14 protein-coding genes are annotated in these 12,818 nt (G+C 34.7%); 5 read left to right on the top strand and 9 right to left on the bottom strand.

Annotated elements, in window-relative coordinates; all coding sequences use genetic code 11:
- Positions 1-89 precede the first annotated feature (89 nt).
- The gene (locus B9N62_RS03135) at positions 90-593 is read left to right on the top strand and encodes a hypothetical protein (RefSeq protein ID WP_087584333.1); all 504 of its coding nucleotides are present in this window, start codon (positions 90-92) and stop codon (positions 591-593) included.
- A 122-nt stretch (positions 594-715) separates the two neighbouring features.
- Here B9N62_RS03135 and B9N62_RS03130 read toward each other — a convergent pair whose 3' ends face one another.
- Positions 716-1,009, bottom strand: a complete 294-nt coding sequence (locus B9N62_RS03130; RefSeq protein ID WP_021090986.1) for a hypothetical protein — start codon at positions 1,007-1,009, stop codon at positions 716-718.
- A 2-nt stretch (positions 1,010-1,011) separates the two neighbouring features.
- The gene (gene rsmH, locus B9N62_RS03125; protein WP_087584332.1) at positions 1,012-1,935 is read right to left on the bottom strand and encodes a 16S rRNA (cytosine(1402)-N(4))-methyltransferase RsmH; all 924 of its coding nucleotides are present in this window, start codon (positions 1,933-1,935) and stop codon (positions 1,012-1,014) included.
- A 127-nt stretch (positions 1,936-2,062) separates the two neighbouring features.
- Between rsmH and B9N62_RS03120 the strand changes: the two genes are divergently transcribed.
- The 4 genes from B9N62_RS03120 to ftsZ all read left to right on the top strand — a co-directional run bounded on the left by B9N62_RS03120 (position 2,063) and on the right by ftsZ (position 6,835).
- Positions 2,063-2,650 carry a class II aldolase and adducin N-terminal domain-containing protein gene (locus B9N62_RS03120; protein WP_087584331.1) on the top strand — a complete coding sequence of 196 codons (588 nt, stop codon included), beginning with the start codon at positions 2,063-2,065 and terminating at the stop codon, positions 2,648-2,650.
- A 139-nt stretch (positions 2,651-2,789) separates the two neighbouring features.
- A complete protein-coding gene (locus tag B9N62_RS03115; protein WP_054196471.1) occupies positions 2,790-4,247 on the top strand; it encodes a peptidylprolyl isomerase in 1,458 nt (485 codons plus the stop codon).
- Positions 4,248-4,253: 6 nt separating this feature from the next.
- Positions 4,254-5,681, top strand: a complete 1,428-nt coding sequence (gene ftsA / locus B9N62_RS03110; protein ID WP_087584330.1) for a cell division protein FtsA — start codon at positions 4,254-4,256, stop codon at positions 5,679-5,681.
- A gap of 14 nt (positions 5,682-5,695) precedes the next feature.
- Complete coding sequence (gene ftsZ, locus B9N62_RS03105) at positions 5,696-6,835, top strand: cell division protein FtsZ (RefSeq protein ID WP_087584329.1); 1,140 nt, start codon at positions 5,696-5,698, stop codon at positions 6,833-6,835.
- 90 nt (positions 6,836-6,925) lie between these two features.
- On the opposite strand, the gene B9N62_RS03100 is transcribed toward ftsZ, so the two are convergent.
- From B9N62_RS03100 to B9N62_RS03070, 7 genes are all read right to left on the bottom strand, one after another.
- Positions 6,926-7,219 carry a metal-sulfur cluster assembly factor gene (locus B9N62_RS03100; protein WP_021091019.1) on the bottom strand — a complete coding sequence of 98 codons (294 nt, stop codon included), beginning with the start codon at positions 7,217-7,219 and terminating at the stop codon, positions 6,926-6,928.
- Positions 7,220-7,222: 3 nt separating this feature from the next.
- Positions 7,223-8,413: a peptidase M50 gene (locus B9N62_RS03095; RefSeq protein WP_087584328.1), complete on the bottom strand. Its 1,191-nt coding sequence runs from the start codon at positions 8,411-8,413 to the stop codon at positions 7,223-7,225.
- Position 8,414: 1 nt separating this feature from the next.
- Positions 8,415-8,753, bottom strand: a complete 339-nt coding sequence (locus B9N62_RS03090; protein WP_021090578.1) for a hypothetical protein — start codon at positions 8,751-8,753, stop codon at positions 8,415-8,417.
- A 73-nt stretch (positions 8,754-8,826) separates the two neighbouring features.
- Positions 8,827-9,867, bottom strand: coding sequence for a peptide-methionine (R)-S-oxide reductase MsrB (msrB, locus tag B9N62_RS03085; RefSeq protein ID WP_087584327.1), 1,041 nt, complete (start codon positions 9,865-9,867; stop codon positions 8,827-8,829).
- A 79-nt stretch (positions 9,868-9,946) separates the two neighbouring features.
- The gene (purH, locus tag B9N62_RS03080) at positions 9,947-11,479 is read right to left on the bottom strand and encodes a bifunctional phosphoribosylaminoimidazolecarboxamide formyltransferase/IMP cyclohydrolase (protein WP_087584326.1); all 1,533 of its coding nucleotides are present in this window, start codon (positions 11,477-11,479) and stop codon (positions 9,947-9,949) included.
- Positions 11,480-11,500: 21 nt separating this feature from the next.
- Positions 11,501-12,073, bottom strand: a complete 573-nt coding sequence (locus tag B9N62_RS03075) for a hypothetical protein (RefSeq protein WP_087584325.1) — start codon at positions 12,071-12,073, stop codon at positions 11,501-11,503.
- Positions 12,074-12,817 carry a TerB family tellurite resistance protein gene (locus B9N62_RS03070; RefSeq protein ID WP_087584324.1) on the bottom strand — a complete coding sequence of 248 codons (744 nt, stop codon included), beginning with the start codon at positions 12,815-12,817 and terminating at the stop codon, positions 12,074-12,076.
- Position 12,818: the final 1 nt, after the last annotated feature.

The raw sequence follows: 12,818 nt of genomic DNA, 5'->3' as shown, positions 1-12,818 counted from the left end.
TTTTGGGCAAATTGTATCTAATTTTGTTTGAATTTATAGATTCTTAGATATAATGAGCCAAAATTTCAAAGGTAAAAAGTCTATAAAAAATGCAAGAAACTTTAAAAGATAGAATCATAAAAAACGTTTTTTTTGTTTCAAAACAGCCAGTTTTATTCAGGGATCTACTTGAAGCAAATGCCCTTTTTAACGAAGGTATGCTAATAGATGGAGCAAAGTTAAATTTTAGATTTAATCACATCAAGCTCTACCAGATTTACACACTTATCTGTTTTGTCATTTTATTTCCATTGTTAATCATCACGCATCATTTTTTAGCAAAAACTGATGCACACATATCGATAATAGCGACTGCTGTCGTTACTTCGGCCGTTTTCATTGGCTTTGATATGTTTAAAGTTTGGGCAAGAAGAGAGATAAGTCACGATCTTATCAAGAAAGCTTGGAGCGTGCATTTTCCATATTTTAGCTATGAAAAATACTCAAGTAAGGTCGAAGAAATTTATAATACTGCTATAAAAAATGACATATCAAAAAAAGATTTAGAACAATATATATATGAAAAGCTAATCTCTCAAAAAGAAAGTAATTAGCAAGTTAAACTTGGCTTTGTTTTATTGAGCTAATTTTATTTTTATGCAGTTATATACAAAATGGCTATATTATTTGTCAATATAATTGAATCGCCAAAATTTAAAAAACTTTAAATGTTTCGTTATTTCCATTGACGCTCTTGCATATTGTTTAAAATTTGATTTTTATAACGTAAATTTTCGAGCTTTATATTAAGAGCTCTATTTTCCTCTAAAAGCATATCTCGCTTACCGCTAATATCCGCTATATCTCTACTTATATAATAAATTTGATTTGCTATGTAAATTTTTGGCAAAAATATAGCTAGAGCTATAAAAACAGCTAAATAGACCATCACTAATGTCTTAAAGCTTAAATTTACCTCACGTTTTTGCTCCTCGTCGTGAAGTGTTAGCAGCTCTTCTTTTTCTTGCATCTTTATCCTTTTATCTTAAAAACTCGAAGTTTTGCGCTCTTACTTCGCGAGTTTATCTTTAGCTCACTGCTACTTGCTGTTAGTGGCTTTTTGGTCAAAATTTCGCCTAGTTCGTGATTGTTTCCGCATTCACATCTATAAACACCAGGTAGGCAGATACAGCTATTCGCCCATCTTTTAAAGCGCTCTTTTACGATCCTATCTTCAAGCGAGTGAAATGTAATAATCGCCACAAGACAATCTTTAAACCCACATTTTTCTATACTATCAAGTAAATTTGTTAGCTCATCTAGCTCACCATTTACCTCTATCCTAATCGCTTGAAAGGCGAGTATCGCAGGACTAACTCCGCGCCCTTTTATCTGGGCTGTACCTATTAAATTTGCAAGCTCTTTTGCACTTGTTATCTTGCCAAAATTTCTAGCATTTATAATCTTGTTCGCAATCCCGGCAGCATTTTTTATCTCGCCATAATCTCTAAAAATTCTAACCAACTCGTCAAAAGAGTAACCATTTACAACGTCAAATGCGCTAAAATTTCGCTCTTTGTCCATGCGCATATCAAGCGTGCTTGAGCCAAGACTAAAGCCCCTATCATCTTTATCTATCTGAAGCGAGCTAACACCAATGTCAGCCAAAATTCCTCTAACATTTAAAATTTCTTCTTGACTTAGCTTGCTAGTCAATTCAGAGAAGTTACTTTTATAAATTTTAACCCTACTACCAAATGGCTCAAGTTTTTTTAGTGAAAAATTTATAGCTTCGTTATCTCTATCACAGGCAATTAAATTTAAATTTTCGTTTTGAGATAAAATGGCACTAGAATGTCCGGCATATCCAAGCGTGCAATCTATAAAATTTCCATTTAAATTTTTAAAAAAGGATAGAACTTCATCAAGTAAAACACTGATATGTGGACTTTGCAACACTGCCTCTTTATAGTAAATAGTGTGAAAAATTTATCGAAATTTTACTTAAAAAGCTATCATTACACAAAATTTTACATAAATTTTAAGATAGCTTAAATATAATCGCTTAAATGTAGGAGGAAAAATGGAGCTAGAACACTCAATAAATGAGATAAAAACGATATCACTTTCTATGTTTAGAAAGAATTTTTTTGGCGTCTTTCACGGCTCGATTTCGGCAAGAGTCGAAAAAAATCAATTTATAATCAATAAACAAAATGCCATTTTTGATAATTTAAAAGATGATGATTTGACACTTCTTTCATCAAAAAAAGACTATCGTTGGAATGAAGCTAGTCTTGATGCTGATATACACTTAAATATTTATAAAAATATAAATGAGGCAAGATTTGTTTGCTACGCGATGCCACCATACGCAACTGCCTACGCAATGAAACATGAAAAAATAGTACCGAAAGATTATTTTGGGTATATGAGATTTAATGAAATTTCAGTCTATGATCCAAAACAATATGATGACTGGTATGAGCGTGCAGAAACTGAAATTTATAGATACATGCTAGAAAAAAATACAAACATTATTATTATTAAAGGATATGGTATTTATGCATACAGCAGAAGCCCACAACTTCTTGCAAAAGAGATAGCTTTGCTAGAAAATAGCTGCAAATTGCTTCATTTAACTAGTGGTTATAGCGATTATAGTATTTAAAAATCTTGCTAACAATGCTAAAAAATTGTTAGCAAAATTCTTCACAAAGGTATTTTTAAAGCCCCTATTTTAAGCTTATTTAAGGCAATTTTATATAATATATCATACAAATTTCGTTAGTCTTTTAAAGGAAAATTTAATGTTGTCTTGGATGCAGAAACATAAAAAATACCTAGTTGTTACCATTTGGGTAAGTACAATAGCCTTTGTTGGAGCAGGCTTTGTAGGCTGGGGAGCATATGATTTAAACAGCAATCGAGCCACTTCGGTAGCAAAAGTAGGACACAGAAATATAAGCATTCAAGAACTGCAACAAAAATACGATAGCTTATATCAATACTACAATAACCTTTTTGATGGCAAATTAACGCAAGAAAAGGCTAATGAGTTAGGATTACAAAATGCTGCACTTCAGGCTACAATTCAAGAGAATTTACTATTAAATTTTGCAGACGATATAGGTCTTAGTGTTAGCAAAGATGACATTTTAAAATATATAATCGTTGATCCAACATTTCAAAAAGATGGTGCTTTTGATAAAAATTTATACTACGATATTTTAAGAAGGGCCAGAATAAATCCAACCGATTTTGAAGAAAATTTAAAACTAACAATACTACTTGATAAACTTAGAACTATTTTAAATTTACCAGCCAACAAAGAAGACATTGCAATGATGGAAGCAAGCTTTTTTATGCAAGACAAATTAGCAATACAGATAATAAATGCTAATCAAAGTGATATAAAAATAGATGAAAAAGAGCTAAAGGATCTTTGGGAAACAAATAAAAACAACTATATGACAAAGACCATATACGGTCTAGAAACATACTTTATAGAGTCAAATAAAAATGATGTAAATCAAACTACTTTGAGTGACTACTATAACGAAAATAAGGAGAGATATAAAGGCTCTGATGATAAAATCAAATCATTTGACGAAGTAAAGACTGAAGTTATTAAAGACTACAATATCGAGAAAAGTAAGACTGATGCTTTAAAAAAATATACCTCTATCAAAAAAGCCGAGCTTGCAACAAATGAATTTGTTAGTGTAAATGAAGATAATGCGACATTCTCGCTTGATGAAATAAAAGGGGCAAAAGTTGGTGAGGTTATAAAACCATTTACATATAAAGATGGATATTTGATAGTTAGGGTAAAAAGCATAACTCCTCCACAACCTATGAGTTTTGAACAAGCAAGAGCAATGGTACTTGAAATTTACAAAGATAAAAAGAAAAAAGAAAACTTAACAACTATGGCAAAAGAGTCTTTACAAAATTTCAAAGGAACTGATATAGGCTTTATTAGTAGAGATATAAATAGCTCTATCTCAGGACTAAATGAAAGTGAGACTAGAGCTTTTGTTTCTCAACTTTTTGAAACTAACAATAAAAAAGATTATGTTATATTAGAGGATAAGGCCGTTATATACGATATTTTGGAACAAAGGTTGCTTGTAGATAATATGGATAATAACTATAAGCAAATAACACAGCAAAACGTTACAATGCTTAAAAATAATGAGTTAATAAAAGATTTAACAAACAAACTGAAAAAATACTATGAAATTAAAGAATATATCAAAAGGTAATTTATCTTGAGTACAAAAATTTTAGGTATAGATATCGGCTCTTTCCAGATTTGTGCAGTAATAGCACAACATGATGAAAATGGTATTAAGATAATTGGAATTGGAACTGAAAAAACACAAGGAATAAGAAAAGGTGTTATAACCAATATTGAGCAAGCTGCAAAGTCAATAAAAAATGCATTAATAGAAGCACAAAGAGTTGCAGGAACACGCTATGAAAAAGTCATAGTTTCTATTTCTGGTGCGTATACAAAAAGCGTTGACAGTAGTGGTGTAGTAAATATACCAAATCATGAAATAGGTATAAAAGAGATCGAACGTGCTATGCAAATGGCCGATCATACAGCTGATATACCTCATGAGTATGAAAAGCTACATGTTCTTCCTTACAATTTTAAAGTAGATGGACAAGAACATATTGAAGATCCAATAGGCATGAATGGTAGCAGGCTAGAAGTTCAAACACATATTGTTACAGTACAAAAGTCATCTATTAGCAACCTAAGAAAAGCCGTAAATTTAGCAGGTGTTCAACTAGATAACATAGTCCTTTCAGGATATGCTTCTGCGATAGCAACATTAACAAAAGATGAGAAAGAGCTTGGTGCTGCACTTGTTGATATGGGTGGCGCTACTTGTAATCTTGTAGTACATTCTGGAAATTCTATAAGATACAATGAATTTTTACCTGTTGGCTCAGCAAATATTACAAATGATCTTTCTATGGCTCTGCATACACCTCTTCCAAAGGCAGAAGAGATAAAATTAGGCTATGGTACTTTAATAAATAAGTCAGTTGATCTAATAGAGCTTCCGATCCTTGGAGATGAAACAAAAAGTCATGAAGTTTCACTAGACATAATATCAAATGTTATATATGCCAGAGTAGAAGAAACCCTTATGGTACTTGCTAAGATGCTAGAAGATAGCGGCTATAAAGATAGCATTGGTGCTGGAATAATACTTACTGGCGGTATGACTAAGTTAGAAGGTATTAGAGATCTTGCATCTGCGATATTTGATAAAATGCCAGTTCGTATAGCAAAACCAAAAGAAATGGATGGATTATTTGAAATTTTAAGAGATCCAGCAAATTCCTGTGCTATAGGACTTTGTTTATATGGTGCTGGCAACTTTAGCCCATACGAGATTGATTCTGAGAAAAAAATGAGATACCAAGGGGAAATAGCCTCAAAACCGAAAGCAAATTTTAGAAATGTTTTTGTAGAAGAAGATAATGTACAAAATTTTGGACAAGAGGTACAGGATCCAAATGAAAAAGAGGATAGTTTTTCTGATAAAGATTTTGAATTAGAGGTAGCAAATAAATCAAAAAACAAAGAAGAGCTTGCCAATATTGCAGATATTAGTAAACAAGAAAAAAAGCCAAATGCTTTTGCAAAATTTTGGTATAGTATTACACAATTATTTTAAGGAGAATTTCAAAAATGAGTAGCTTCACAGTAGAAGAAAATAAAAGCATCTATGGTGCAAAGATAAAGGTCGTAGGTGTAGGTGGAGGTGGTGGCAATATGGTCAACCACATAATAAGAGTTAATCCAAATTTAAATATAGATCTTATTGTTGCTAATACAGATGCTAAGGCTCTTGAAAATTCTCTTGCACATACAAAAATTCAACTAGGCGAGAAAACAACAAAGGGTCTAGGTGCAGGTATGAGACCTGAAATAGGAAAAGCTGCTGCTGAAGAGAGCTACGATGAAGTAAAAAGTGCACTTGAGACATCAGATATAGTTTTCATTGGTACAGGACTTGGTGGTGGAACTGGTACAGGCGCAGCTCCAGTAGTTGCTCAAGCTGCAAAAGACATTGGTGCGCTAACAGTTGCAGTTGTTACTATGCCTTTTATGTTTGAAGGAAAAAAACGTAGAAAATTGGCTGATTGCGGCCTTGAAGAACTTAGAAAAGAAAGCGATTCTATTGTAGTCATTCCAAACGATAAACTCCTAACATTAATTGATAAAAATGCTGGCATAAAAGAAAGCTTTGAAATGGTTGATGAAGTACTTGCAAGAGCCGTCAATGGTATGAGTACGATCGTACTTGACTCAGGAAAAAGCGACATAAATCTAGACTTTGCAGATGTTAGAACGATTATGAGCCATAGAGGACTAGCTTTAATGGGTGTTGGCGAAGCAAGTGGCGAGGATGCAGCGCAAGAAGCTATAAAAAATGCTATACAATCACCACTTCTTGATAACATGACAATAAATGGTGCATTTGGTATTTTAGTTCATTTTAGAATAAGCCCTAGTTGCCCACTAGCTGATATCAATAATGCGATGAGTATTATTCATGAGGCAGCGGATGAAGATGCTGAAATTATATTTGGTACAACAACTGATGACAAAATAGAAGACAATAAAGTTGAAGTTACAATAATAGCAACAGGTTTTCAAAGCTCACAAAAAGAAGCTGAAAAAAAAGATGAAGTACAAACTTCTAATGCAAACGATATCATAAAAAAAGAGCGTATATTAAGACTTAAAAAAGTTAGTGGTGGATATGACGAAGACTATATGTCACAACTTGATGTGCCGTCATTTATGCGCCATCAAATGGACTAATAAAAAAACAAACTCCTTAAAATTTCTAGAGAGCTTTTGCTCTCTAGCTTATTAAAAATTTACAAACTTTCAAATCTAAAAACTTAAAATTTAAACTCCAAGTTGTGCTTTTACAAAATCGCTTGCCATTTGTATATTCCACTCAGGCTCCCAGACAAGATCGATCTCACACTCTTTGACACCTTCTATATCAAGTACAGCAGTTTCTACCCAGCCAAGTATCATTTCGTGCAGTGGGCAAGATTTGGTTGAAAGCGTCATAGTAACCTTTGCTTTGCCATTTTCATCGCAGCTCGCATCATATATAAGTCCGAGCGAAACGATATCAAAGCCAACTTCTGGATCAACGATATTTGACAGCGCGTTATAAATTTTTTCTTTCATTTTTTATCCTTTAAAACCAGTAAATCTAAAAATATTTATTATATTTATCGATAGCAAAACTATACTAAGAGCTATAAACATCATACTAGCTTGCACTAAAATTTCTAGTTCAAAGCAAGTTGAGAGAAGATAGCAAAGAAGCGAGATAGTATTAAAAGCTATACCAAAATAAGCTATCTTTTTTAGTATCATGGCATCAAGAAGTGGCACTTTTACCTTTCCGACAAAAGGTGCTACGTAGTGATACCATATTAGAAATGGTGCGATCTTGTAAAGATGAGCTACGATAAAAGCAAACAAAAAGCCATATATTAAAAAATACGCAGCTAAATTTAATTTGTCTAAAGCTATAAAAACAGCAGCACCAAGCAAAGCCACCAATGAAAGTACGATATTTACATTCCAGTAATCATACGCCTTTCTAACGCGCTTTTTTAAAATATAAAGTGCTTGAGCTATAAAAAGTAAAGCCGCTAAACATATTGACAAAATAGATAAATTTTCATTAAAAGCTAGTAAGATACCACCCAAAATATAGCATGCTAGTGAGGCTTTACTAAGTGTAAATTTTAGATCATGAGCTAGTGCAAACATAGGTAAGAGTACACTAGCAGCTCCAAGTATCACAAGAAACACGAATCCCAGTACAAAATAAACGTGAAATTTTAGTGTCATCTCAAAATCAAGCATCAGCGTGCCACTAAGTATCATAAGTAAGCAAAAACCAAGCGTTATTCCAATTATCAAAAAGATAGCTGAAACAAAAAGTGCAAAGGCCGCAAAGCTCTTTTTTTCATTATCCATAAAGCTTAATGCGTAAGTCGTAGCAAAAAAAGCGAGTGAGCAAAAAAGCAAAACTCCACTAATTTGTAAAATTTTAGCCTCAGTAAATAACATCCCGTAGCACATGCCCAGCAATGATAGACAAAAAATAGCCAAATTTGAAATAGCACCTTTTGCTGTAAAAAATGGCTTTTCTAAGATGACTGAAGTTAGCTGATAGAGTGCTCCGATAATAATACTCATAACAAAGCCAACAAAAAATATATGCAAAAAACCAGCTGTATTTAGTGAGCTAATCGCATCAAAATCTGCATAAAAGAATGCCGGCACACTTAATGCTAAAAAGAAAATTCCAGCAATAAAATATCCACCAACTAGCTTAAATGGTGGTGCGTAAGTATTTAAAAGCATCTTAGTGGCAAAGACTCGTATCTACGTCTTCTATGTTTGCACCGTCTTTTAGGCTAAAAATCATCTTTACAGCCCCACCATCTATATCTTCACGCTCTATATCAAAGCTCTTATCTATCTTTGGTATAAGACCAGCTGGAAATTTATGATTTAGCATCATAATTTTTGTGTTTTTATCAGCAAATTTAATAGCGATTAATGCATTGACCATTGGCTCTGGCGGCACGCAAGGACGTGAGTCAAAGCCAACAAAATTTACACCATTTTCATTAAATTTATAAAATGGCACGGTTGCACCATCGACATTAAACTGCTCCGCATTTTTGAAAAAATCACTCATTTTTTCTCCTTTTGATTTTGGAGAATTATACTCTGATTAAACTTTTTAAACTATTGATTTGCTTCAACAAAAGCTACTTTACATAAGGTATAAATTCCTCATACCCTAGTCTTGCCATATCTTCAAGCGGTATAAATTTAAGGCTCGCACCGTTTATGCAATATCTTAGTCCGCCCTTGTCACTTGGCCCATCGTCAAATACATGCCCAAGGTGCGCGTCACTATTTTGAGACTTAACTTCGACCCTTTTCATCATAAACGAGTTGTCCTCCTTATATGAAAGAGCTGTTGTCGTTATAGGCTTTGTAAAGCTTGGCCAGCCACATCCTGCATCAAATTTATCTGCACTTGAGAAAAGTGGCTTTCCACTCGTTATATCTACATAAATGCCTTTTTGATCAAATTTATCATACTCACTGCTAAATGGCCTCTCAGTCGCTGCTTCTTGCGTCACGGCATACTGCTCGCTACTTAAATTTTTCTTTAGCTCATCTTTACTAAGCGGCTTAAATTTCGCCTCATCGTAAAGCGGTTTATCAGCTAAACCTAGATCGATATGACAATATCCAAAAGGATTTTTATCAAGATAGTCTTGATGATACTCTTCGCCTAAGACGAAATTTTTAAGTGGCGCCACCTCAACCACGATCTTATCTTTAAATTTCTTTTGCTCTATTTTCATAAAGCTCTCTATCGTTGGCAGATCACTTTCACTAACATAGTAAATTCCGCTTCTATACTGCCTACCGACGTCATTGCCTTGTTTATTTAGAGAGGTCGGGTCGATCACTCTAAAAAAGTGAGCTAAAATTTCAGCCAAAGCGACTCTGTTTTCGTCGTATTTTACATAAAGCGTCTCAGCATGATCGCTCTCATGAAGCTCGCGGTAGCTAGTATTTTCGCTCTTGCCATTTGCGTAGCCTACCTTTGTATCCACTACACCAAATATCTTTTTAAAATATCCCTGCATACCCCAAAAGCAACCGCCTGCTAGATAAATTTCTTTCAAATTTTGCCCTGCCATCGTCTGCTCCTTTATAAGCTCATCCTTTGCCATCAAATTTAGACCAAAAAACACTGCCGTCATTAAGATAAATTTTAAGATCTTTTTCATTCTATCTCCTTTCGTTTTGAAAGATTATACGAAAATTAAAGTTATAAAGTGTGAAGAAAGGGGCAAGCGCCCCTAAATTTTAGTGTAAAAAGTGTCTAACGCCAGTAAAGTATAGTGACATTCCATGCTCATCGGCAGCCTCTATCACCTCATCATCTCTGATGCTGCCACCTGGCTCGATGACACATTTTACGCCGACCTTACTAGCGATGTCAATGCTATCTCTAAATGGGAAGAACGCCTCACTTGCAAGCACGCAACCGCTTAGATCAATTTTTAGTTCTTTTGCCTTTGCTACGGCTGCACGAGCAGCATCAACGCGGCTTGTCATACCCATGCCAATAGCTACCATTGCGCCATCTTTTACATAAACTACGCAGTTGCTCTTCGTTAGCGCAGCTACTTTCCACGCGATCTGAGCATCTTTTAGCTCACTACCAGTTGCAAATTTCTTGCTCATTTGCTTCATATTTTCAAGCTCTTCGTCTTTTACATAGTCTCTTTCTTGAAATACAAATCCACCATCAACGTGTTTAAAGTCAAATTTATCATTTGAGCGAACTAAAAATTTATTGTCTTGAGTGAAAATTTTGATACGTTTTTTACTCTCAAATACTTTAAGCGCGGCATCATCTACGTTTGCAGCGATGATTACTTCAACGTAAATTTCATTTATCTTTTTAGCTAGCTTTTCATCAAGTGTGCCGTTTATTGCTACCACGCCGCCATATGCTGAGATCGGATCGCATTTAAGCGCAGCCTCGTAGCTCTCAAGCAATGTATCTTTTACCGCAAAGCCGCAAGGATTAGCGTGCTTGATGATAGCCACAGCTGGCGCGTCATCAAAGCTAGTTGCAAGCATCAATGCGCCATTTATATCGGTCATATTATTAAAACTAGCCTCGCCTTTTAAGGCTCTAAAGTTGTTTGTGAAGAAATAATCAAACTCATAAAGTGCGCCTTTTTGGTGTGGATTTTCTCCGTATCTTGTGTCAAAAACCTTGCTTCCCACGATAAATCTAGCATCGCCAAAACCGCCATTAAATCTATCATTCATATAGTTTGCGATCATGCTATCATATGCCGCTGTATGCTCGAATGCCTTTATCATCAGTGATCTTCTAAACTCAAAATCATCACTTTTTTCTCTTAGGCGCTTTAAAATTTCATCATAATCAAGCACGCTTGTAACGATAAGCACGTCTTTAAAATTTTTAGCAGCACTTCTTACCATGGCTGGGCCACCAATGTCGATATTTTCGATGATCTCAGCAAAGTCATCAGTCCTGATGGTAGTCTCTTTAAATGGATATAAATTTACGCAAACTAGGTCGATGCCCTCGATGCCATACTTCTTTGCCTGAGCCACATGCGTAGCGTCGTCGCGTTTGTGCAAAATGCCACCATGTATCTTTGGATGAAGCGTCTTTACCCTGCCCTCAAACATCTCAGGCGACGCCGTAAATTCGCTAACTTCAGTTGCTTTGACACCATTTTCTTTTAAAAGTTTAAATGTACCGCCAGTTGAAAGTATCTGCCAGCCAAGCTCTTCTAGCCCCTTTGCAAACTCTACAATGCCCTCTTTATCGCTAACGCTAAGCAATGCTCTCATTTTTTCTCCTTTATTAAATTTTTATCTTTTTGTTAAACACATACCTTTTACAAGCAAAAGCTGCCCCATTTTTATATCCTTTGCGATATTCTTTATCGATAAGGCTTCTAGCGTAATCATAACATTTGCAGCTGCATCTATATAATAGTCTTTTCTCTCTACAAAGTTTTCACGCTTTTGACCAACAATATCAACGCTAAAGGCATAGCTTGAAATTTGATTGCCATCAAAATATCTCGCATCTAATACGCTTAAATTTACAGGTTCCTCTTTTTCAAGCGCCTCGCATATCGGCTTTTCCGAGCTAAATTTCATCACCTTTATGCCACGATCATACGAAAAGATATACTCACTAATTTCATTTAATTTTTTTGCTTTAACTGACATAATGTCGCTCTTGTTGCCATCTTTATCGACAAATATTATACTCACATTGCTATCTTTAACATCGTAGTTGCTGATGACCAACCTTTGATCTCGATAAAGCTCGCTTTGCGTAAGCTTAAATTTTATCTCTTTTCCATCGATATTTACCACTTTAAAATCATTACAAAAGCCAGCCACCGCTAGCAGCAAAATAATAAATTTCTTCATCTAAACTCCAAATTTCTCTTTTAATCGCCCATAAGCCTCATTTATCTCCTGAAGCTTTTTAGTTGAACGCTCTATCACCTCTTTGCTCTCGCCTCTGCCCATCAAAATGTCAGGATGATACTGCCTCACAAGCTCTTTGTAGCGAGCCTTTACCTCATCAAGGCTTGCATTTTTACTAAGCCCTAAAACCTCAAACGCATCTTTTTCTTGGATAGCTTCATCGGGATTTGCCTCAAATCTTGAGCCATAAAAGCTATCAAATTTAAAGATGATCTCATCAAGCGTTTCTTTATCAATGCCAAATCCATAAGCGATATTTCTTATAACATCTTGCTCACTTTTGTTAAATTCTCCATCGATGTAGGCTAAATTTAGAAAAAATGTGAGCCTAGCGACGCATATATCGTAGTTTAGATTAAAAGCACTCTTGTAGTTTCTAGCGGTTTCGTAGGCGTTATCTACATTTTCTTTTTGCTTGTTAAAGACCTTTTTTAGCTCATCTCTTAGCTCTTTACCGCCTTTTGTAATAGCAATCAAATCATCAAGCGTTTGGCTAACAAGCCTTGCTTCAAGCTCACTGACTCTGCCATCACTTTTAGCTACTTTTGCAAGCAATGCTACAAGAAATTTAGTCTCACCAAAGGCTAAATTTTCTCTTTTTCCTTGTGAGGCATTGCCGCTTTTATAGACAGAAAAAAGCAAATAAAAAGCGACAAAAAGAACAATGTAAAAGATAAAATTCATA

The organism is Campylobacter concisus (assembly GCF_002165785.1).
GTDB lineage: Bacteria > Campylobacterota > Campylobacteria > Campylobacterales > Campylobacteraceae > Campylobacter_A > Campylobacter_A concisus_W.
The sequence above is the reverse complement of the archived record's forward strand: the minus strand, read 5'-3'. Positions and strand labels throughout refer to the sequence as shown.

Bases quoted from the DNA above. Each gene is read 5' to 3' on its own strand.
- B9N62_RS03135 (WP_087584333.1), top strand. From the start codon at position 90: ATGCAAGAAACTTTAAAAGATAGAATCATAAAAAACGTTTTTTTTGTT.
- B9N62_RS03115 (WP_054196471.1), top strand. From the start codon at position 2,790: ATGTTGTCTTGGATGCAGAAACATAAAAAATACCTAGTTGTTACCATT.
- msrB (WP_087584327.1), bottom strand. From the start codon at position 9,867: ATGAAAAAGATCTTAAAATTTATCTTAATGACGGCAGTGTTTTTTGGT.
- ftsZ (WP_087584329.1), top strand. From the start codon at position 5,696: ATGAGTAGCTTCACAGTAGAAGAAAATAAAAGCATCTATGGTGCAAAG.
- B9N62_RS03120 (WP_087584331.1), top strand. From the start codon at position 2,063: ATGGAGCTAGAACACTCAATAAATGAGATAAAAACGATATCACTTTCT.
- purH (WP_087584326.1), bottom strand. From the start codon at position 11,479: ATGAGAGCATTGCTTAGCGTTAGCGATAAAGAGGGCATTGTAGAGTTT.
- B9N62_RS03095 (WP_087584328.1), bottom strand. From the start codon at position 8,413: ATGCTTTTAAATACTTACGCACCACCATTTAAGCTAGTTGGTGGATAT.
- B9N62_RS03070 (WP_087584324.1), bottom strand. From the start codon at position 12,817: ATGAATTTTATCTTTTACATTGTTCTTTTTGTCGCTTTTTATTTGCTT.
- B9N62_RS03130 (WP_021090986.1), bottom strand. From the start codon at position 1,009: ATGCAAGAAAAAGAAGAGCTGCTAACACTTCACGACGAGGAGCAAAAA.
- B9N62_RS03100 (WP_021091019.1), bottom strand. From the start codon at position 7,219: ATGAAAGAAAAAATTTATAACGCGCTGTCAAATATCGTTGATCCAGAA.
- B9N62_RS03090 (WP_021090578.1), bottom strand. From the start codon at position 8,753: ATGAGTGATTTTTTCAAAAATGCGGAGCAGTTTAATGTCGATGGTGCA.
- B9N62_RS03075 (WP_087584325.1), bottom strand. From the start codon at position 12,073: ATGAAGAAATTTATTATTTTGCTGCTAGCGGTGGCTGGCTTTTGTAAT.